Raw genomic sequence first — 21142 nt, forward strand, 5'->3', positions numbered from 1 at the left:
GATGATTATGAGCCGATTTAATTTTATGAGAATTAAATTTAGAATTATCGGAGCTGTATGCGGTGAAAGTCGCACGTACAGTTCTTAATGGGGAAAGCGGCAGCAATGCCGCCGACCTACATAACAAAAATTAAAGAAATGTCACATTTAGCTCCTCTTATCAGTGATTTGGCGTTGATTTTGATGTGTGCCGGTATCATGACACTTATCTTTAAGAAATTAAAGCAGCCTTTAGTCCTGGGATATATCGTGGCCGGTTTCATGGCCAGTCCTCATTTTGAATTTACTCCTTCGGTAACGGATTCGGCCAATATCCAGACCTGGTCGGAAATCGGTGTAATCTTCCTTCTGTTTGCCTTGGGACTTGAATTCAGTTTCAAGAAACTGATGAGGGTAGGAGGTTCAGCCGTAATCTCTGCCTGCACCATTATTCTGTGCATGATCTGCATCGGAGTCTCGGTAGGATGGATGTTCGGATGGAAACAGATGGACTGTATTTACCTTGGAGGAATGCTGGCCATGTCTTCTACCACCATTATTTACAAGGCTTTTGATGATATGGGGTTGCGGCAGCAGCGTTTTGCCGGTCTGGTGCTGAGTATCCTGATCCTGGAAGATATCCTGGCCATCGTATTGATGGTAATGCTTTCTACAATGGCTGTGAGCCAGAATTTCGAGGGAGGAGAGATGATATACAGCTTGAGCAAGCTCGTCTTTTTCCTAGTGCTCTGGTTTGTGGTAGGTATTTACCTGATTCCGCTTTTCCTGAAGCGCATGCGCAAGCTGATGAACAACGAGACCCTGCTCATCATGTCTCTGGGTCTTTGTTTCGGTATGGTGGTACTGGCCGCCAAGGTCGGTTTCTCACCGGCATTTGGAGCCTTTATCATGGGGTCCATATTGGCCGAGACGGTAGAGTCGGAACACATCGACAAACTCGTTGCTCCGGTCAAGGACCTGTTCGGGGCCATCTTCTTCGTATCAGTGGGAATGATGGTCGACCCCGCCATGATTGTGGAATATAAGTTCCCTATTTTGGCCATTGTACTTGCCGTGCTGCTGGGACAGACCATTTTCGGTACGGCCGGTGTCCTGCTTTCCGGACAACCGCTGAAGACCGCCATGCAGTGCGGATTCAGTCTGACGCAGATCGGTGAATTTGCCTTCATCATCGCTTCGCTCGGAGTCAGCCTGAATGTCACCAGTTCCTTCCTTTATCCGATTGTGGTGGCGGTATCCGTGATTACAACCTTTCTGACTCCTTATATGATCCGTCTGTCGCAACCTGCCTATCAGTTTGTGAACAGACACGTGCCCGAACGCTGGATGCGCTTGCTCGACCGTTATTCATCGGGAACGCAGGGCATGGACCATTCGAGCAACTGGAAAAAACTGTTGTCTGCCATTGTGCGGATTACGCTGGTATATACGGTGCTGTCCATCGCCATGACCCTGTTCTGTCTGCATGTGGTCGTGCCTTTGCTGACGGACCTGTTGGGAGACCTTCCGGGAAGAATTGCAGGGGCCGTTGTTACGGTGGGAGCCGTATCTCCTTTCTTGCGTGCACTGATCATGAAGAAGAACCGCTCGCGGGAGTTCAAGGCCCTGTGGTCTGACAACCGCTTTAACCACGCTCCGCTGATCTCACTGATCTTGCTGCGTATCGTGATAGCCATCAGTTTCCTGGTCTTCATCATCGAGGAACTGTTTCAGGCTTCGGCTGCGCTGGTTACGGGAATCGCCATTGTGGTGGTGGCACTGATCATCTTTTCCCGCTTCCTGAAAAAACAGTCTATTGTGCTCGAAAGAACCTTCGTACAGAACCTCCGTTCCAAGGAGATGCACCAGGTCTTCTTGGGAGAAAAGCGGCCGGAATATGCAGGAATACTCCTCGACCGCGACCTGCACCTGAGTGATTATGTCATTTCTGCAGATTCTTCCTGGGCAGGGAAGACGCTGAGGGAACTGAACCTGGGAAACAAGTTTGGCGTGCACGTGGCTTCCATCATCCGCGGTACCCACCGGGTGAATATTCCCGATGGAAATTCGTGCATCTTCCCGAACGATACGATTCAGGTAATCGGAACCGACGAGCAGCTCTCTCATTTTGCGGCGGCTGCAGAAAAGGTGGCAGATGCGTGCCGTGACGACGATTTCGAAAAATACGAGATGCAGCTTAAACAGTTTGTTATCGGCCGTCATTCTGACCTGGCCGGAAAGACCATCGGAAACAGCGGCATCCGTGCCCATTTCCATTGCCTGATAGTCGGAGTTGAATTCTCCGGTGATAACCTGTTGCGTACTCCGGAGGTGAATATGGTATTGGGAGCCGGAGACATTGTGTGGGTAGTAGGAGAGGAGAGAAACCTGAACAAGCTGTTTCTGGCCGAGGTAGAGGCGGAAAAGAACCGGGTAGCGGAGGAAAAATAAACCGGACGTGCCTTCCGGTACCGGCAGCCGGTCTTGTGCCGCGTGAGGTAAATGCCTGTGGAGTAAATATCTTATAAAGATTTTATTATATCGGTGCATCCGGACAGAATCAGTGATGACATATCCTTATATTTCACCTTACTGATGAAAAAATCGGGTATGAAACCAATGAGTTTCATACCCGATTTTTTATGCGTTCAGAGGCCCGATGTCCTTCCATCATTTATCTTCTTCTTCCTCGTCTTCCTCATCCAGGTCAAAATCAAATTCCAGGTCGTCCAGATACTCCGGAGTAAAAAAGTCGTCCAGGTCGCGCCGGTCCTTCTTTGTCGGTCGTCCGGTACCCTTGGCCCTTCCCACAAATCCGCTGATTTTACTCATTTCGAGCAATTCATACTGATCGGGAGTCGTGACATTTTCCATAAACTCGGAAACGATTTTGGCTCCGACTCTTTTTTCGATGGCCTGAAGAACCTTGAAGGAATAAGTGATAGGAGATTTTTTGACTTGTATCACATCGCCGGGCTTTACCATTCTTGCCGGTTTCACCTGACTGCCGTTGATGGATACCCTTCCTTTTTTGCATGCTTCAGCCGCGATGGTACGCGTCTTGAAAACCCGTACGGCCCACAGCCACTTGTCAATTCTTGCTTCGGCCATATAAAGAATACATTTATTTGTTATTGTACTGGTTCATGGTGATGTTAAGTCCAGCCAGACAGAAACTCTTGATGATTTCGGCTGCCGTGTCCAGGCGTTCCGGCATCAGTTCCATATCTTCCTTGCCGAAATGACCTAATACATAGTCAATCTGTCCTCCCTTGGGAAAATCATTGCCGATACCGAAGCGCAGGCGTGCATAATTCTGCGTACCCAGTGTGGCGGCAATATGCTTCAGTCCGTTGTGTCCGGCATCGCTGCCCTTTCCCTTGAGTCTCAGACTGCCGAACGGAAGTGCCAGGTCATCGACGATGATCAGGACATTTTCCAAAGGCACATTCTCCTGCTGCATCCAGTAGCGCACCGCATTTCCACTCAGGTTCATGTAAGTGGAAGGCTTCAGCAGGATCAGCTGGCGTCCCTTGAGCGAAAGCGTAGCCGTATCTCCGTATCTGCCGTTTCTGAAAATAACATTGGACGCCTTTGCAAAGGCGTCCAATACCATAAATCCTATATTGTGTCGGGTGTTCCGGTACTCTTCACCGATATTACCCAACCCTACAATCAAGTATTTCATTGAAAGGGATTTTCTTACTGTTTAAAATGATTACTTGTTAGCTGCTGCCTGAGCACCACGAGCTGCACGAGTCAATTTAACAGCACATACTACAGCTTCTTTTGCGTTCAGCAACTGCAAGCCTTCGTATTTCAATTCACCAACTTTGATAGTCTTACCCAGTCCCAGGCTAGTAACGTCAACTACCAGACGTTCAGGAATCAAGTTGTACAAAGCTTTCACTTTCAGTTTGCGGGTCTGAAGAGCCAATTTACCACCGGCCTTAACACCTTCAGCCAGACCTTCCAACTGTACAGGAACTTCCATTACGATCGGATTTTCTTCGTTAATCTGCAGGAAGTCAACGTGCAGGATAGCGTCAGTTACAGGGTGGAACTGGATGTCCTTCATGATTGCGTTTACGATTTTGCCATCAATGTTCAAGTCTACCACATAGATATGCGGAGTGTATACCAATTTACGCAGACCGTCAACAGTTACAGTGAAGTGAGTTGCAACCTGGTTGCCGTTTTCGTCTTTCTGCATTCCGTACAATACGCAAGGAACACCGTTGTTTTTACGCAAGCTGTGAGTAGCTTTCTTTCCAGTTTCAGTTCTCAAAGAACCTTTGATTTCGATTGATTTCATTTTTCTTAAATTTTTTGTGTTACTCTAAATTAAGTATTGCTTAATTCGCCATCACACGATGTGGTATATCACACGATGAACTTGAAAAAGCGGGGCAAAGGTAGTGCTTTTTTTTGAAAGTTCAAAGAAAATCCCCTTTGCTTTATCTCTTAAATCTTAAAAATCAATGTCTATTTTGAATTTATCGGGATGCAGAGAGGCGTCACTGCCTTCTTCCTGTGCATCTTCATTTTCGTTTTTGCCTTCTTCCTTTGCCGGCATGTGCTGGTTTTCCTCAATGAACTGTATAGCCTGAGTCAGACCGTTGATAAATTTGTGGAAGTCTTCTTTATATAAAAATATTTTGTGCTTTTCGAAATTGATTTGTGGATCTTCCCCTTCCCCGTTGATGATTTTCTTGCTTTCTGTAATGGCCAGAAACATTTCATCCTTTCTGTTTTTCTTTACATCTAAATAATAGATTCGTTTACCTGCTTTAATTGCCTTGGAAAAAACGATTTCCTTGTCCTTCTCATTCTTTGTATTTTTCACCTTTAAATCTTCCATAATGCAAATATTAAGAATCCTGTGTTTTGATTTACTGCCCAAAATTGCTTATTTTTTTGAAATGTACAAAGTTCCCAGGTCAAAAAATATTGATAAGCTCATTTTTTAGACAAAAAAAACGGAAATGGCTTGTATTGTATGTGGAAAAATATCTATTTTTGCAAAAAATTATATTGACTTATAAAATAGTTATGATTAACAGAGTTCTTATTCGTCTTAAGATAGTTCAGATAATCTATGCCTATTATCAGAACGGTGGTAAAAATTTGGATACTGCAGAAAAGGAGTTGTTCTTCAGCTTATCTAAAGCATACGATTTGTATAACTATCTGTTGCTCCTCATGGTAGAAGTTACCCGTTATGCTGGTAAACGTCTGGATGCCGCAAAGCACAAACTGGCTCCGACGCCGGAAGATCTGAACCCCAATACCAAATTCGTAGACAACCGTTTTATCGCTCAGCTGGAAATCAATCAGCAGCTTAATCAGTTTGCCTCTTCTCAGAAGAAAACCTGGGAAAACGAAGGAGATTTCATCAAGAGACTTTGGGAACAGATTGCTGATAGCGATATCTATAAGGAATACATGGCAAGCGAAGAGGCTTCTTATGAAGAAGACCGTGAGTTCTGGAGAAAGATTTATAAGAAAATCATTTTCAATAACGAGGCACTGGATGCCGTACTGGAAGACCAGAGTCTGTACTGGAACGACGATAAGGAAATCGTGGATACCTTTGTGCTGAAGACCATCAAGCGTTTCGATCCGAAGAATGCCGAAAAGCAGCCGCTGTTGCCGGAATTCAAGGACGAGGAAGATCAGGACTTTGCACGCCGCCTGTTCCGTCGTACCATCTTGAATGCCGATTATTACCGTCACCTCATCAGTGAGAATTCCAAGAACTGGGATCTGAACCGTGTGGCTGTGATGGATGTGATCATCATGCAGATTGCACTGGCCGAAATCCTGAGTTTCCCGAACATTCCTGTCAGCGTCTCATTGAATGAATACGTGGAAATTGCCAAGTTGTACAGCACTCCGAAGAGCGGAGCCTTCATCAACGGTACATTGGATGGAATTGTTAATCAATTGAAAAAGGAAAGCAAATTGACGAAAAATTGATATATTTGTTTCGTCTAACAATAATAATGAATTAAGGATATGAATTTACTAACTGTATTTTTGCAGGCACAGGGAGGAGGAGATTTCTCTTTTCTTATTATGATGCTGGTTATTTTTGCGATCATGTATTTCTTTATGATACGTCCGCAGAATAAAAAGCAGAAGGAAATCGCAAATTTCCGTAAAAATCTTGAAGTGGGTCAGTCGGTTATAACTGCAGGCGGTATTTATGGAAAGATCAAAGAACTGGAAGACAATGCCGTTATCGTAGAGATTGCATCTGGAGTTAAAATCAAGGTTGACCGTAATTCGATTTATGCTGACGCACAAGCTCAGGCAAACAAATAAAAAATAATAATACTATGTTCGATTTTAAGAACATTAAGCCTTATGCGAGGCTAGTGTTGTTGAAAATCAGATATTTTATGCTGAGTCAGAGATGCAGAGAATATCTGATTTTTTTATTTTTTACCCTGGTCTCTTTCGGCTTTTGGGCCTTGCAGACCTTGGATGAGGTTTTTCAGACTGATTTTCGTATTCCCATTCGATTGAAGAACGTTCCGAAGGACATCGTGCTTACGGCCGAGTTTCCGGAAGATATACAGGTACAGGTAGAGGACCGGGGAACTGTATTGCTGAACTATATGTTGGGAAGAACATTTTTTCCTGTGACTTTTGACTTTCAGGATTATCAGGAGAAAGGCCCCCGGGTGATTATCCCTACCAATGAACTTCAGAAAAGAATTTCCAGTCAGTTGAATGTTTCCACCCGCCTCCTGTCCATCCGTCCGGATACCCTGGAATTCATCTATACCCGTGCCAAGGGAAAGAAAATTCCGGTCCGTATGAATGGAAAGATACAGCCGGGCCGTCAGTATTATATCTCTCATTTCCGGTTTTCTCCGGATTCGGTGATGGTATACGCCCCCGAAGAGGTGTTGAAGACATTGGATCATGCCTATATTGCCGAACTTGATCTGGATGACGTGACGGATACCCTTTCCCAGAAAGTCAGTTTTGTGCCGGTCAAGGGAGCGAAATTCGTTCCTCCGGTAGTCGACCTGTCCATCTTCGTAGACATGTATTCGGAAAAGACGGTAGAGGTACCTGTGACCGGAACCGATTTCCCTGCCGGAAAGGTACTGCGTACCTTCCCTTCAAAGGTGCAGGTGTCGTTTCAGGTGGGTCTGAAGCGCTTCAAGGATGTTTCTGCCCGCGATTTCCAGATCAGTGTGTCCTACCATGACATTATGCACAACAAGGGCGATAAGCTTCCTCTGAAGCTGACAAGGATGCCCGGATTCGTGGATCACGTAAGGATAGCTCCTTCGGAAGTGGATTATTTGATAGAACAGCAGAGTGAAAATGATTAAACTGGGAATTACCGGAGGAATAGGCAGCGGAAAGTCTTTCGTGTCCCGCTGCCTGAAAGAGGGCTTTTCGGTGCAGGTCTATGACACCGACAGGGAAGCCAAGCGGCTGATGCTGGAGCATGAAGGCATCCGTGCCGACCTGATTGCGTTGCTGGGAGAGGAGGTCTATACGGCTGCAGGCCTGAACAAGCCCTTGCTGGCCGCTTATATATTCTCGAGTCCGGAAAATGCGCAAAAGGTCAACGCGATTGTACATCCCCGGGTAAAGGAAGATTTCCGGAACTGGGCTTTCCGTCAGGAACAGGCAGGATGTCAGCTGGTAGGAGTGGAGTCGGCCATTCTTTTCGAATCGGGGTTCGACCGGGAGGTAGATAAGACCCTGACCGTATCGGCTCCTCTCGAATTGAGAATCACTCGTGTCATGGAGCGTGACAGGGTCGGCCGGGAGCAGGTGCTGGAAAGAATTACGGCTCAGATTTCCGATGAAGAGCGTAATCGGCTGTCTGATTTCTCGGTGGAGAATGCGGAAACCTCAGACATACATGCTCAACTGGTGCGGATATTGTCTGTATTGAACGTGAGAAATGAAGACTAATGTTTGTGTATGTCAGGGAGGAGTTGTATTTTTGTTTATTATATCATTAATATAAATAATAGAATATGTTGAAGACTATTTTGGCAATTTCAGGAAAGCCGGGATTATATAGATTGATTTCTCAGGCTAAAAATATGTTGATCGTTGAATCGGTATCGCCTGACAAGAAGCGCATGCCTATCTATGCCAGCGATAAAGTGATTTCACTGGGTGACATTGCAATGTACACAGACGACGATGAGGTACCTTTGGCTAATGTATTAGAGGCCGTAAAACAGAAAGAAAATGGGGCAGTGGCTGCATTGGATTACAAGAAGGCATCGGCTGAGGAACTGCATGCTTTCATGGCAGAAGTGCTTCCTGAGTACGACCGTGACCGTGTACACACCAGTGATATCAAGAAATTGATTCAGTGGTATAACCTGCTGATTGCAAACGGTGAAACTGAATTTGTGGAACCTGCTGCTGAAGAATCTGCAGAATAATTTTTCGGAACAGCATCGGTTTTTAGAATAGAAATAGATTGGGAGTCCGCTTCAGTGCCTGACCTTACGGGTGGTGCTGGAGCGGATTTTTTTTTTGTGTATATGGCACCGGTGCTTGTGGGTTTTATTCCTGATGGGCCTTGAGTGGGGCTTTCATTGGTCTTACTGGGGCAGGAATCAGCTTGTGGGGGAGGAGCTGGCAATAAAAGGGAATACCTGTATAGGTGACACATTTTATCTGCAGCGGCGTTCGATAACCGGACGGATACAGAAGCAAACAAGTAGGCAAGCTGAAAGGTATAATAATCGCCTGTGCGGATTGATTGCTTTTCGTCGCTGATTGATTAATCAGCGGCGTGGATGAATAAAACCACGCTGGCAAGACTGTTTGGAAAAAGGATGTTTGCACGATAAGACAAGGACGCGGTGTATTATATACGGTTTATTCACGGAAAAAGAAACGTAGCAGGGAAGGGGAGATTGCTGATTGGTCTGTAGGGAGCGAATGTCTTTCAGTCAGTGCGTACCGTGAGAAAAAGCGGTGGAAGATACGATTGGGGGAGGATAACCGGTCTCATTGACAGTTCCCGGATAAGTTTTATTCAGGCGGTCTCTCAAGGCGTCAGTATCTTCCTGTACGGGAGAAACGGGCAATAAAAAAAGGAAGTTCTCCGATTGGAGGACTTCCTTTTGTATTTCTTTTTAGATAGATTATGCTTCAGCAGGAATTACAGATACGAAGCTCTTGTCTTCGCGACCTTTCTTGAAACATACAGTACCATCTACCAAAGCGTAAAGAGTATGATCGCTACCCATACCTACGTTTTCACCTGGGTTATGAACTGTTCCTCTCTGACGAACAATTATGTTACCAGCTTTACAAGCTGTACCACCGAAGATCTTTACGCCTAATCTCTTGCTAGCTGACTCACGGCCGTTCTTAGAACTACCTACACCTTTCTTATGTGCCATTTTCTTTCTACGTTTTTAATGATTAAGCAATAACTTGTTTGATAGTCAATTCAGTAAACTGCTGACGGTGACCGTTCAGTTTTCTGTAACCTTTTCTTCTCTTCTTGTGGAATACCAGAACTTTGTCTCCTTTAACCATAGAAGAAGCTACTTCGCATACTACTTTTGCGCCTTCTACAACTGGAGCACCTACAGTAACAGTACCATTGTTGTCTACCAACAAAACTTTGTCAAATTCAACAGTTGCACCGTTTTCGGCATTCTGAATGTGGTGAACAAACAGTTTCTTGCCTTCTTCAGCCTTGAACTGCTGACCGTTAATTTCTACAATTACGTACATTTTAAATATATATTAAACGGGTTTCCTCCGCAAGGTGAACTGTTCCCATCCAGTTACTTTTCTACCTTCACGGACTAAAATCGGCTGCAAATTTACGGGTTTTTATTTATATAACCAATATTTTACACCCGAAAATGTTTAAAAACTTATAAATCTTGCTGACTTTCTGTTTCCGGCTGATTTTTTTATAAATCAGAGCAATACCGTCAGGTCTTTCCCGATGACTACGTGCGGATAGGCAGCGAGTTCTTCCCGGGTGGTCATCCCGTGAAGGATGCCTGCGAAATCTACTCCTGCGGCCTGGGCAGTCTGTGCATCGACAGTGCTGTCGCCGATGTATATCACTTCCTGCTTGTCTTGCTTCAGCCGGTCAATGGCAAAAAGCAGACCTTCGGGGGAGGGCTTGTGCTGCTTGACATCCTCTCCTCCTACCACGATATCCAGAAATCCCTCCGGCAGTTTCCGGTCGAGCAGTTCCAGTATCCGGTAGCGGTACTTGGTGGAAATGATTCCGATGCGGCTTCCCTCTTCTTTCAGCCGCATCAGTACCTCCAGGGTCTCCGGAAAGAGATGTGTGTTGACGGTCATGTGCGTATCCGCTTCCTTTACATATTCTTTCCGGTAAGCCTCCAGTACCTCGGGCGAAGTGATTCCTGTCAGAATGGAGAAGGATTCCTCCAGCGTTTTTCCGATGGTTCTTTTGATGGAGTTGTCGTCAATGCCTGAGTGGTTATGCCGTTCCAGCACGTGCCGGAAACAGGTGACGATTCCTTTCGAAGAATCGGCAAGGGTATAGTCGAAATCAAAAAGGTAGGTCGAATATCTTTTCATGAATGTATCTGTACTTAATATGTGTGATGTAACGGCACCGTTTCAATGCCTTAATCCATTTGCTGGTAATTTTTTGCCAGTCCCCCTTCGCTGGTTTCCTTGTAGAGCGAAGGCAGGTCGTGTCCGGTCTGCTTCATGACTTCCACCACCTTGTCGAAAGACACCCGGTGATGTCCGTCGGTAAAGGCAGAATAGATATTCGCATCCAGTGCACGGGCGGCCGCATAGGCATTACGCTCGATGCACGGAATCTGTACCAGTCCGCAAACCGGGTCGCACGTCATTCCCAAGTGGTGTTCCAGTCCCATTTCCGCTGCATATTCAATCTGCGCCGGACTTCCCCCGAACAGCTGACTGGCTGCCGCAGAGGCCATGGAGCAGGCTACACCTACTTCTGCCTGGCATCCGGCTTCCGCTCCGGAGATGGAAGCATTGTGCTTTACGATGTTTCCCACCAGTCCGGCTGTAGCCAGTGCCCGCAGGATACGGGCGTCACTGAAATCACGGCTCTGCTGCAGGTGATACAACACCGCAGGTACTACCCCACAGGCACCACAGGTCGGTGCGGTGACGATTTTTCCTCCTGCCGCATTTTCCTCACTTACCGCAAGCGCATAGGCGAAAACCAGTCCCCGCGAGCGGAGTGAATCCTTATACCCTTTCGAGCGGATGTAATACGTCGAGGCCTTGCGTCTCAGGTTCAACGGTCCCGGAAGCACTCCTTCCGCATCCAGTCCCCGGTGAATGGCAGCTTTCATGGTTTCCCATACCTCTGCCAGGAAGTCCCAGATTTCCTTTCCTTCGCATTGCTCCACATATTCCCAGTAACTGCGTCCGGTATGTTCACACCAGTAAAGAATCTGGCTCATCGTGTTCATCGAGTAGACTTCTTCAGAGGCCTTCCGGTCATGACCTTCTTCGGCCAGGGCACCTCCTCCGACACTGAATACCGTCCATTCGTCCGTCTGCTGCTTGTTGGCATCAAACGACTTGAAGGTCATTCCGTTCGGGTGGAAAGGATAGAAGATATGCGGCTTCCACAAAATCTCCACTGGGGCATGGGGCTGTATGGTGTCAAGAATGGCCACATCGGTCATATGCCCCTTTCCGGTAGCCGCCAGACTTCCGTATAAGGTCACCTGGAAGGACGCAGCCTCCGGGTGGCGGGCCAGAAACTGCTCTGCCGCTTTTCTGGGGCCCATGGTGTGACTGCTCGACGGACCGGTTCCGATTCGATATAGTTCTTTGAGGGATTTCATATGCTTAATGCTTAAAAATATTTCGTTTGTTCTTTCGTTAAAAATCAGATGAAGATAAGGATAATGTTTTATTCCGCCAAGGATTGCCGGGGATTTTACTTGTCTCCTTTTTATCCTTGAGTGCTCTATATCCGCTGGAAGCATCTTCCTGTCTCCGGATGCCTCCTTTCCTCGTTTATCTTCTGCTGCCAGCCGCTTATTTCAGGTCGACCACCGTGATTCCGGCCCCACCGAACTGTACATGTTCGTCCTTGAAGTATGCCACTCCCGGTACCGTACCCAGGTATTGACGGATAAGTGTTCTCAAGACTCCGGTACCCGTACCGTGCAGGATGCGTACCCGGTTCATTCCCACCAGGATGGCATCGTCGATGAAGTAAGTCACCGCCTGGATGGCTTCATCTCCTCTCATGCCTCTCACATCCAGGTCCTGCTTGAAGTTGAGTTTCTTTTCATACATATGATCCATTGTATCCGAACTGATGAAGGTCGTCTTGTTCAGGGTATTGTTGGGCTTCGGTGCCTCCGAGCGCTCCAGCCGGTCCGTCTTGACGTTGGTTTTCATCAGACCGAACATCACCACGGCCGTCTTGTTGGTGATTTCCATTACCTGGCCGACGCTGCTCTGTCCTTTTATCCGTACGTAGTCTCCTTTCTGAATCGGTACCACTTTCGGAGCCGGGGCCACGGCAGCCGGTTCATTCTTCTGTTTCTCCTTCTTCTCCTTCTTGCGTTCCTGCTTTTCCCGGAGTTTTTCCATCTTGCGGGCTATCTTCTCCTCCAGTGAAGCCTTGTTCATCTCTTCTACCTGCTGGCGGAAATCGGTCAGTTCCTGTCTTGCCATTCGGGTACGTTCCTTTTCGGCCTGTGCCTCCTTAATGGTACGGATGGTATTCTCGATTTTGGCATTCGACTCCTGCAGCAGGTGTTCCGCATCTTCTTTGGCCTTCCGTAAAATCTCCTTCCGGCTACGGTCGAGCTCCTCCAGTTCCTTTTCGTAGCGTGCAATGGTATCTTCCATCTGCTTTTCCCGTTTCCGGATGTTCTGACGCTTGGTCTCCCAGTAACGCTTGTCACGGACAATATCCTGCAGGTACTTGTCGCTCTGGATGTATTCGCTGCCTACGATTTCGGAAGCATCGGCAATCACCTCTTCGGGCAATCCGATTTTCCGGGCAATCTCTACGGCAAAGGAGCTTCCCGGGTTTCCGATCTGAAGCTGGAACAGCGCCTTCATCTCGTGTCTGTCGTAGAGCATGGCACCGTTGATTACTCCTTCGTGGTCTTCGGCAAAGTGCTTCAGGTTCTGATAGTGGGTGGTGATGACACCGAAGGTCTTTCCCTGGTTGAAACGTTTGAGCACCGCTTCGGCTATCGCTCCGCCAATCTGAGGTTCGGTACCTCCTCCGAATTCATCGATGAGGATGAGGCTCTGTCCGTTGCATCCTTTCATCATGTTCTTCATGTTGGTGAGGTGCGATGAGTAGGTACTTAAATCGTCTTCGATGCTCTGCTCGTCGCCGATGTCGATGAACAGGCGGCTGAAGATACCGGCGTGGCTCCGTTCGTTCATCGGAACCGGCATGCCGCACTGCAACATATATTGCAGCAGTCCCACTGTCTTCAGACATACGGACTTTCCTCCCGCGTTCGGACCCGAAATCAGCAGGATGCGGTCTTTGGGAGTCAGTTCAATGTCGAGCGGAACAACCTTCTTTCCGTGTTTCGACAACGACATCTGCAACAGTGGATGTACGGCCTCCGTCCAGTCGACAATCTGGCGGTTCTCAAACGAAGGCTTGCCGGCCCGGATATCGATGCTGAACAATGCCTTCGACCGGATGAAGTCTATCTTTGCCAGGAATTCGTAGGACTGGAGAATGGCAGGTACCTGCGGGCGTATCTGACCCGAAAATTCGGTCAGGATACGGATAATCTCTCTCCGTTCTTCCCCTTCGAGCTCACGGATGCGGTTGTTGGCTTCCACCACTTCTGCCGGCTCGATGAAGACGGTTTTACCGGTCGCCGACTCGTCGTGTACGATTCCCCGGATCTTGCGCTTCATGCCGGGGGCTACAGGAATGACCAGACGCCCGTCGCGCATGGTGGGGGTCACATCCTTGTCGACATAACCTTCCGACTGTGCCGTGCGGAGTATGCTGTTCAGGCAACGTGAAATGCTTCCTGTCGTACTGGCCAGTTCCCTGCGGATGCGCAGCAGTTCGGCAGAGGCGTTGTCTTTAATCTTTCCGAATTTATCCAGAATATTATTGATCTGGGAAATGAGCAAGGGAAAAGTCAAAATGTCCTTGGTCAGCTCATAAAGTGCCGGGTAAGGAGAGGAGAACGCTTCGTCCTCGCTGTCTTCGGCATCCGACTGCTGCAGGTAACGGATGATATCCCGGATGGTTTCCAGTGAACGCCGCAGGTCGAATAGTTCAGACTCATCCATATAGAGACCTTCCACCCGGATTCTTTTCAGGGAGGGGCGTACATCGAAAAAATACTGACTGGGGAAATCGTCGTTTTCCTGTATGATTCGCATGAATTCAGTCACCTGTTCCAATGCCAGATTGATTGAATCGAAGTCGTCGGAGAACGACATGCAGTCTACCTGTTCTTGTCCTAAAGGGCTCAGGCATTTGTTTTTTAGCAGATTTCTTATTTGATCAAATCCTATTTTCTGTTCGAAATTTTGCGGATATATCATTGTTTATCTTCTGTTTATTTAATGATTTTATCGGGATACAAAGGTACGACAATGAAAAAAAATATCAAAAAAAGCGGCGAATAATTTGCATATTCAAAAATAATGCGTACCTTTGCATCGCTTTTGAGAAACAAAGCAACTCTAAAAGGAGTTTTGGAGAGGTGGCAGAGTGGTCGATTGCGGCGGTCTTGAAAACCGTTGTACTGCGAGGTACCGGGGGTTCGAATCCCTCTCTCTCCGCTGAACGTGCTGGACAGAAATGGTCAGCAAACGGACAAAAAGCTACAAATCAATGATTTGTGGCTTTTTTTATTGCCCGAAAGTCCTGCTTCCAAGACTTCAAAAGTACGGTAAAAGACAAAGTTTCGTTACTAAATCGTTACCTATTCCCTGCCGGACAAAAACGGTAACGATTTGTCCATAAATGACCTGATAATGACTATATTAGTCCATAGTCTGCATAACTCGAAAACAAGAGGTAAAAACTAATTTTGCAACTAAAAATTTTGAGTTATGAAATCGACATTCAAGGTTCTTTTTTATTTGAAGAAAGGTTCTGAAAAGAAAAACGGCGAGGTTATGATTATGGCACGCATCACCATAGACGGCAAACTTAGCCAGTTCAGTACGAAACAGAGCATCCAGCCCGACAACTGGAGCATTGCTGCGGGCAAAGCCAAAGGCAGGGATGCCGGGAGGATAAACGCCCTTTTGGACGACATACGTTCTTCCCTGAATACCATTTACCACGAAATGCAGCGGCGTGACAACTACGTGACCGCCGAGAAAGTGAAAAACGAGTTTTTAGGTCATAGCGAGAGCCACGAAACAATCCTTTCATTGTTCCAAAAGCACAATGACGATGTGAAGCAGCTTGTGGGCATATCCAAGACGATAGCGACCTACCGCAAGTATGAAGTGACCCGCCGCCACCTCGCTGAATTTATCCAAAGCAAGTACAACGTATCGGACATATCCATAAAGGAGATAAGCCCGATGTTCATTACCGATTTTGAGTTGTATTTGCGTACCGCCTGCAAGTGCGGCTACAACACCACCGCCAAGTTCATGCAGTTCTTCAAGCGTATCATCATCATTGCCCGCAACAACGGCATACTGGTGGGCGACCCGTTCGCCAGCTATAAAATCCGGCTGGAAAAAGTGGACAGGGGTTATCTGACAGAGGACGAGATAAAAATCATCCTTAAAAAGAAAATGGTTTCCGAACGGCTGGAACACGTCAGGGACTTGTTCGTCTTTTCCTGTTTCTGCGGTTTGGCATACAGCGATGTCGCCAACTTGCGGCAGGAGAATATCCAAAAGTCCTTTGACGGCAACCTTTGGATAATCACCAAGCGGCAAAAGACGAATACGGACGTGAATGTTCCCCTGCTGGATATTCCCAAGATGATTTTGAAGAAGTACAAGGGCAAGTTGCCGGACGGGAAGATACTTCCCGTAATCAGCAATCAGAAGCTAAACGCCTACTTGAAAGAGATTGCCGATATATGCGGTATCAAAAAGAACCTGACATTCCACCTTGCCCGGCACACGTTCGCCACGACCACCACGCTGTCAAAGGGCGTACCCATTGAAACGGTGTCCAAGATGCTGGGACACACAAACATAGAAACGACACAAATCTACGCCCGCATCACCAACAGCAAGATAGGCAGCGATATGCAGGGGCTTGACAAGAAGTTTGTCGGCATCGAGAAGATTTACAAGGATGTCGCCATGTAATCTTGATTATTGGGAACTGGTCACAATTTGTGACCAGTCCTTACTATTATTCCAACATTGCTAAATCTCCTAAAATATACGATTATGGATTTGCAGATTATCCAAAACAAGATTTTTGAGGTCAGAGGTTGCCGGGTGATGCTCGATTATCATTTGGCAGAACTCTACCAAGTGGAAACACGAGCCTTGAAGCAGGCGGTCAAGCGCAATATCGAGCGTTTTCCGGGTGATTTTATGTTTGTTCTCACCCAAGAGGAAGCTAACTTGCTGTTATCCATAGGGGTGTCACAAAATGTGATACCCCCTGCTTACAACTTCGGCGTTGCTATGCCTATGGCTTTCACCGAGCAGGGCGTAGCCATGCTTTCTTCGGTTCTCCGCTCCAAAGTAGCCATAGAAGTAAACATTTCAATCATGCGGGCTTTCGTCCTCATGCGCCAAATGGCAATCGGTTACGAGGAACTGTCAAGGCGCATCGAGGAACTGGAGGTAAGCACCGATGCGCAGTTCAACGAACTGTATCAAGCCCTTACCCAGCTTTTGAGCCAGTCGAAACAACAGAAAGAACGCCGTCCGGTAGGTTTCGTTACCTATAACCGTGACAAAAACGAATAGGTAACGATTTCGGTAACGAAATTCCGCCTAACAAACTATATCCCAATGAAGTACATTCTTCCACCTTGCGGGCAGTCCACCGACTACCCGCATTTTTTATATCCTTTTCCAGCTGGCACATTCCCCGAAACGCCAGCCGTGCGTGGCATGGCTGACTGTATTCCGTGAAAAGAGCCGTTGGAAACCCGCACAAGCGTATTGCAAGCAAGCTCACAACACCCTTGCCTTTCCCGCCCGCATGGAGTGTTCCCTAAAAGATGAAAGAGAACAGGCACTTTTTCCCGGTTTCCCTATCTGTAAATCTTCCTCTTACGCAGTCCCCCAGCCGGGACAGTCGTTTTAATCATTTCAATAGGCAAAGGTAGTTACGTGTTCTTCACGATTTTGCAAGGTCGAGCCGTTCCGGTTTGGCGAAAAAATCTTCCCTGCCTTGCGAGGTATTTTTTGCCCAAAACCTTGCAAACTCTAAACACTACCCTTTTACGCCTATGTGAAACGAAAACGACCGACCCGACCGGAAGACGCATAAAAAAAAAGTCGGATTTACGGGAAACAGGAAAAAAGTTCAGTGAAACTTCAACTCCCTCACCTCTCAAATCCGCATAAAATTAAAAACTTAAAAATTACAGCAATATGGAAGCAAAGGTATTATCGGAAGCAAAAGTTTATGTAGGCACTTATGCCAAGTACAACAACGGTTCATTGTCCGGCGCATGGCTCGACCTTTCGGACTATTCGGACAAGGAAGAATTTTATGAAGCCTGCCGGGAACTTCACAAGGACGAGGAAGATGCGGAATACATGTTTCAGGACTGGGAGAACGTGCCGGAGGGCTTAATCGACGAAAGCTGGATTTCTGAAAACTTCTTCGCCCTGCGTGATGCGGTGGAGGATTTGAGCGACACCGAGCAGGAAGCCTTTTTCGTGTGGTGCAACTATAAAAGCCATGATTTGGGCGAGGAAGATGCGGACGACCTTGTACGGGATTTCCGGGATGAATATCAAGGGGAATATGACGATGAAGAAGATTTCGCCTATGAAATTGTAGAGGAATGTTACGACCTGCCGGAGTTCGCAAAGACCTATTTCGATTACAAACAGTTTGCCCGTGACCTGTTCATGTGCGATTACTGGTTTGATGACGGCTTTGTGTTCCGGGCGGCATAACAACCAATCCGGGCGGGGTGTCAAAGCCCTGCCCGCTTAAAACAACCAAGTTTATAACCATAAAAAAATAAGACATCATGCAGTCACTTAACAAAAACGGGGTAAGCATCACCCAAACACCGGGAGAAGAAAAGTTCGTGAAATGCCGTTTAGGGGCTTTCAGGGTACAGATTTATTATCAATATGACTACCGCCACACGGACGGCGAACTTTTCAGCACGGTAGCCAAAACGCTGGACGAGTGCCGCCGCAGGCGTGACGAATGGGTAGCGAAGAAGAACGGAGTAATAAACAAGTAAATTTCAGGGACATGAAAACGACAGAAGTAAACAAGGAGCTTATCGGCAGGCGTTGCGAGTGCATTTTTACGGGCTTAATGGTAACGGGCGTTATCGAGGATATAGAAAACAGCGAACATTCGGCGGCAGTCAAAGTTCGTTTCGACCACCCGCACCAGTGGGGCGATGATTTGTATAATGATGTGTGGGCGTGGGGGCGCAAAATAGACGAGTTCGGCACGCTGCACCATTTGCAACTGTTGGAGGACAAACCGGACTTTCAGATAATGACGGTAGTTTTCGGCGAGCCAATCAGCCGGATAGACCGCAGTGTTTTTGAAGATGTGGACACGTGGGGCGTCTGTTCCCTGCAAGGCTGGGTAAACAGCTATGAAAGTGTCCGGTTTGTAGCCATAGACGACCATACGGCAATCATCACGGGCGAATATAACATGGAGCAGGTAAAGGTGTGGTTAGAGAAATACACGTCCATAAAGAGCCTTAAAACCAGTTGATAGAGGACGGCGGCTGCTTGCCGCCGTTACTTTCTTCCGTGAGCCTGCCAGCGGGTGAAGAAAGTAACAAAGAAGCCTTTCGTTTTCCCTATCATGGAAACAGCCCGCCGATGCTTCCCGGCGGGCTGTCTGCCCGATATTTACGCTTTGCGTATCATTCCATACCCGGTTTCCCAAGAGGATGATAAAAACGGATGTCGCAACTATAAATCCTCATAGTGAATAAATTTTACACCAAGTATGCACACGGTTTCTTCTTCCTCGATGTCATATTTCCATGTCCGCTTAGTGACAAGCATTTCCGTTTCGCAATCGAACCATACCATTACGGGCGCATCATCTTCTTCGTCCGCCCATTTGAAAACCTGATTGGACGGCGTTTTCCATAATTCAGCACTGTCACGTTCGGAAATACAGTCCTTGTCCACAATGATGATGTCACCTACTGCCGGAACTGTATCTGTTTCCAACGTGGTTTCTATGTACCACGAGATGCCTTCTATATCCAATTCTATTTTTACCATGTCGTTTTGTTATTAGGGGGTTATTGTTTCCGTTCCTTCTTCGCTGTTGTCATTATTGAATGATAGTGTAAGTTGCTGCATCTGCCCGAAGCTGTCGATGATATAAATGTCAATCGTCTGCTGGTCGGTCGATGCCGAGGTGTAGTAGAGCCTGAACGTTTCTTTCTCCAGCGGGTAAAGGTCGTTGGGCAGGAACACCGTGCCGTTATCCATTTCCAGCTTTCCTTTGCCGTCCGGCTGGAAATACCGTATCTGATAGGTAGTCGGCTGGTAATAGCCGCCACGCACCAGTCGGCAGCGTATTTCGGCGGTTTCCCCGACTTTCAGCCTTTTGGGTACTGGCAGTGTTTCGATGCTGAACGGGTACGCCTGCTGAATATCCAAGTTGTCATTACAGGCGGTGACAAGCACGAGGGCGGCCACGATGTAGCAGCCCATGATGATTTTATACATTACATTCTTCATATACATTATTATATAGCGGTCAGTTGATAATGAATTTCAGTCCCAAAGATACCTGCGTGTGAAACTTGCCTATGTCCGAGCCGAACAACGCCCGTTCCCTTGCGTTCAGCAGCAGAGCCACCCGGTCGGTCAGGTAGGTTTCCAGTTCCAGCGTCAGCGCACCGCCGTAAATGAAGCAGTCCTTATCCAGCAAGGTAGAGCCGTCCGGCAGCAGCTTTTCGCTTCGGTTGCTTGTTTCGTACCCGGCGAGAGCCGACAAGCCCAATAAAAGGAAAAAGGTCTTTCGTCTGTCCGATAGGAATTTCAGGTAATAGCCGCCCTCTGCGGTGAACTGTTCTACGGGTATCTGCATATCCTTGTAGTCATACTTCTTGTGCAGGTATTCGCCGCCAATCACCCAGCGGTTGGCGTTCTTGGTGTAAACGCTGTACGCCGCCCCGATGTGGTAGGCGAAATCACTGCCAGCGTTCCAATGCACCCCGTCCGTCATGCCCGCCGTGACCTGCAAGCCTTTCATGCCCGGCAGGTATCTTTGTGCGTGTGCCTGAAACGAGGTCAGGCACAGCGCAAAGAGCATCATTATAAAGATGTGTCTTTTCATTCCCTATTTGATTTTTAGTTCGTCAATCACTTCTGCGTTCACGATGTCGGCGTTTTCCACCCGTATGGTCTGATGCCGCCCGCCGTTCTTCTCGTAGAGTTCCACGACCAGCAGCTTGTCGTCAGGAATGGTAAACTTCGGCAGGGCGTACACCGTGCGCACGGTCGATTTTCCGGCAATCTCTATCACCTCGTTGTAGCTGCGTACCGCATCCAGTACCGTTTCCTGAATAGCCGTGCGTTTGGGCACTTTTTTATCGGTTATCTTAAACCTGATGAAGTCCGTGTCGAAAGGCACGTTGGAACTGTTCTTTGTCTGCGTGTGCACGTAGAGCATCCCGTTATATGTGTAAATCCCCTTGATTAAGAACTGTATGCCGAAACGCTTGCTACCCAAGTGGCGCACTTTCCGGTCATTGTTCTTGTAGATGCTCTGCATTATCAGCTTCACTAATAGCGGGCTTTCACCCGCCAGTTCCCGGAAATGGATGTTCATCCGGGTATGCGAGAAGTCGGACGTATCTTCATTCTCCAAGAAGTCCTTCATTTCGATGTTGAGCATTTCCGGTTCACGGGCGTACTTGGCGTGTAGGCTCGGTAATGGACGCCTTGCCACCTTTCGGTGGTAGGTTTCCCATAACCTGCCCCCGAACCGTACGTGCAGGTCTCCCTGCATACGGCTCTCCACTGGTAATATCAGTTTATTTGTCAT

General features: G+C 47.4%; 24 protein-coding genes and 1 tRNA gene. 12 read left to right on the top strand and 13 right to left on the bottom strand.

Annotation, left to right across the window (positions count from 1 at the left end; all coding sequences use genetic code 11):
• Nucleotides 1–138 precede the first annotated feature (138 nt).
• Entirely contained in the window at nucleotides 139–2430 is a 2292-nt protein-coding gene (locus H3001_RS16275; protein WP_181215499.1) for a cation:proton antiporter, read from the top strand.
• Nucleotides 2431–2649: 219 nt separating this feature from the next.
• On the opposite strand, the gene H3001_RS16280 is transcribed toward H3001_RS16275, so the two are convergent.
• The 4 genes from H3001_RS16280 to H3001_RS16295 all read right to left on the bottom strand — a co-directional run bounded on the left by H3001_RS16280 (nucleotide 2650) and on the right by H3001_RS16295 (nucleotide 4840).
• Complete coding sequence (locus tag H3001_RS16280; protein WP_178243899.1) at nucleotides 2650–3090, bottom strand: RNA-binding S4 domain-containing protein; 441 nt, start codon at nucleotides 3088–3090, stop codon at nucleotides 2650–2652.
• Between the two features lie 13 nt (nucleotides 3091–3103).
• A complete protein-coding gene (pth, locus tag H3001_RS16285; protein WP_178243897.1) occupies nucleotides 3104–3667 on the bottom strand; it encodes an aminoacyl-tRNA hydrolase in 564 nt (187 codons plus the stop codon).
• A 30-nt stretch (nucleotides 3668–3697) separates the two neighbouring features.
• Nucleotides 3698–4294 carry a 50S ribosomal protein L25/general stress protein Ctc gene (locus H3001_RS16290; protein ID WP_178243895.1) on the bottom strand — a complete coding sequence of 199 codons (597 nt, stop codon included), beginning with the start codon at nucleotides 4292–4294 and terminating at the stop codon, nucleotides 3698–3700.
• Between the two features lie 156 nt (nucleotides 4295–4450).
• Nucleotides 4451–4840 (bottom strand): DUF3276 family protein, encoded by a 390-nt coding sequence (locus tag H3001_RS16295; protein ID WP_178243958.1) that lies wholly within the window; start codon nucleotides 4838–4840, stop codon nucleotides 4451–4453.
• Between the two features lie 191 nt (nucleotides 4841–5031).
• Here H3001_RS16295 and nusB point away from each other — a divergent pair, with 191 nt between their 5' ends.
• From nusB to H3001_RS16320, 5 genes are all read left to right on the top strand, one after another.
• Nucleotides 5032–5958, top strand: a complete 927-nt coding sequence (gene nusB, locus H3001_RS16300; RefSeq protein ID WP_178243893.1) for a transcription antitermination factor NusB — start codon at nucleotides 5032–5034, stop codon at nucleotides 5956–5958.
• A 39-nt stretch (nucleotides 5959–5997) separates the two neighbouring features.
• Entirely contained in the window at nucleotides 5998–6306 is a 309-nt protein-coding gene (gene yajC, locus H3001_RS16305; protein ID WP_178243891.1) for a preprotein translocase subunit YajC, read from the top strand.
• A gap of 14 nt (nucleotides 6307–6320) precedes the next feature.
• Complete coding sequence (locus H3001_RS16310; RefSeq protein ID WP_178243889.1) at nucleotides 6321–7331, top strand: CdaR family protein; 1011 nt, start codon at nucleotides 6321–6323, stop codon at nucleotides 7329–7331.
• Entirely contained in the window at nucleotides 7324–7926 is a 603-nt protein-coding gene (gene coaE, locus H3001_RS16315) for a dephospho-CoA kinase (protein ID WP_181215500.1), read from the top strand. Before H3001_RS16310 ends, coaE begins: the two co-directional genes overlap by 8 nt.
• 65 nt (nucleotides 7927–7991) lie before the next feature.
• The gene (locus H3001_RS16320) at nucleotides 7992–8411 is read left to right on the top strand and encodes a DUF5606 family protein (RefSeq protein ID WP_181215501.1); all 420 of its coding nucleotides are present in this window, start codon (nucleotides 7992–7994) and stop codon (nucleotides 8409–8411) included.
• A gap of 711 nt (nucleotides 8412–9122) precedes the next feature.
• Here H3001_RS16320 and rpmA read toward each other — a convergent pair.
• The 5 genes from rpmA to H3001_RS16345 all read right to left on the bottom strand — a co-directional run bounded on the left by rpmA (nucleotide 9123) and on the right by H3001_RS16345 (nucleotide 14523).
• Nucleotides 9123–9383: a 50S ribosomal protein L27 gene (gene rpmA, locus H3001_RS16325; protein WP_178243882.1), complete on the bottom strand. Its 261-nt coding sequence runs from the start codon at nucleotides 9381–9383 to the stop codon at nucleotides 9123–9125.
• A gap of 22 nt (nucleotides 9384–9405) precedes the next feature.
• Nucleotides 9406–9723, bottom strand: coding sequence for a 50S ribosomal protein L21 (gene rplU, locus H3001_RS16330; RefSeq protein WP_178243880.1), 318 nt, complete (start codon nucleotides 9721–9723; stop codon nucleotides 9406–9408).
• A gap of 192 nt (nucleotides 9724–9915) precedes the next feature.
• Nucleotides 9916–10554 carry an HAD-IA family hydrolase gene (locus tag H3001_RS16335; RefSeq protein ID WP_178243878.1) on the bottom strand — a complete coding sequence of 213 codons (639 nt, stop codon included), beginning with the start codon at nucleotides 10552–10554 and terminating at the stop codon, nucleotides 9916–9918.
• A 50-nt stretch (nucleotides 10555–10604) separates the two neighbouring features.
• Nucleotides 10605–11813, bottom strand: a complete 1209-nt coding sequence (locus tag H3001_RS16340) for an L-serine ammonia-lyase (RefSeq protein WP_178243875.1) — start codon at nucleotides 11811–11813, stop codon at nucleotides 10605–10607.
• 196 nt (nucleotides 11814–12009) lie between these two features.
• Nucleotides 12010–14523: an endonuclease MutS2 gene (locus H3001_RS16345; RefSeq protein WP_181215502.1), complete on the bottom strand. Its 2514-nt coding sequence runs from the start codon at nucleotides 14521–14523 to the stop codon at nucleotides 12010–12012.
• 155 nt (nucleotides 14524–14678) lie between these two features.
• On the opposite strand from H3001_RS16345, the gene H3001_RS16350 reads away from it, so the two are divergent.
• The 6 genes from H3001_RS16350 to H3001_RS16375 all read left to right on the top strand — a co-directional run bounded on the left by H3001_RS16350 (nucleotide 14679) and on the right by H3001_RS16375 (nucleotide 18841).
• A tRNA-Ser gene (locus H3001_RS16350) sits at nucleotides 14679–14763 on the top strand.
• Between the two features lie 273 nt (nucleotides 14764–15036).
• A complete protein-coding gene (locus tag H3001_RS16355; protein WP_181215503.1) occupies nucleotides 15037–16266 on the top strand; it encodes a site-specific integrase in 1230 nt (409 codons plus the stop codon).
• An 84-nt stretch (nucleotides 16267–16350) separates the two neighbouring features.
• Nucleotides 16351–16881, top strand: a complete 531-nt coding sequence (locus H3001_RS16360) for an ORF6N domain-containing protein (RefSeq protein WP_070751237.1) — start codon at nucleotides 16351–16353, stop codon at nucleotides 16879–16881.
• Between the two features lie 633 nt (nucleotides 16882–17514).
• Nucleotides 17515–18048 (top strand): antirestriction protein ArdA, encoded by a 534-nt coding sequence (locus H3001_RS16365; RefSeq protein WP_004329650.1) that lies wholly within the window; start codon nucleotides 17515–17517, stop codon nucleotides 18046–18048.
• A gap of 77 nt (nucleotides 18049–18125) precedes the next feature.
• Nucleotides 18126–18347 (top strand): DUF3873 domain-containing protein, encoded by a 222-nt coding sequence (locus tag H3001_RS16370; RefSeq protein ID WP_181215504.1) that lies wholly within the window; start codon nucleotides 18126–18128, stop codon nucleotides 18345–18347.
• Between the two features lie 11 nt (nucleotides 18348–18358).
• Complete coding sequence (locus H3001_RS16375; protein ID WP_181215505.1) at nucleotides 18359–18841, top strand: DUF7258 domain-containing protein; 483 nt, start codon at nucleotides 18359–18361, stop codon at nucleotides 18839–18841.
• Between the two features lie 203 nt (nucleotides 18842–19044).
• Here the strand turns inward: H3001_RS16375 and H3001_RS16380 are convergent, their stop codons facing one another.
• The 4 genes from H3001_RS16380 to traN all read right to left on the bottom strand — a co-directional run.
• Complete coding sequence (locus H3001_RS16380) at nucleotides 19045–19365, bottom strand: hypothetical protein (protein ID WP_004327301.1); 321 nt, start codon at nucleotides 19363–19365, stop codon at nucleotides 19045–19047.
• Nucleotides 19366–19377: 12 nt separating this feature from the next.
• Nucleotides 19378–19836 carry a DUF3872 domain-containing protein gene (locus H3001_RS16385; protein WP_004329653.1) on the bottom strand — a complete coding sequence of 153 codons (459 nt, stop codon included), beginning with the start codon at nucleotides 19834–19836 and terminating at the stop codon, nucleotides 19378–19380.
• Between the two features lie 13 nt (nucleotides 19837–19849).
• Complete coding sequence (locus H3001_RS16390; RefSeq protein WP_181215506.1) at nucleotides 19850–20431, bottom strand: conjugal transfer protein TraO; 582 nt, start codon at nucleotides 20429–20431, stop codon at nucleotides 19850–19852.
• Nucleotides 20432–20434: 3 nt separating this feature from the next.
• Nucleotides 20435–21142, bottom strand: a 708-nt coding sequence (gene traN, locus H3001_RS16395) for a conjugative transposon protein TraN (RefSeq protein WP_246368663.1), incomplete at its 5' end; no start/stop codon positions are given.

Source organism: Phocaeicola faecicola (genome assembly GCF_013618865.1).
Classification (GTDB): domain Bacteria; phylum Bacteroidota; class Bacteroidia; order Bacteroidales; family Bacteroidaceae; genus Phocaeicola; species Phocaeicola faecicola.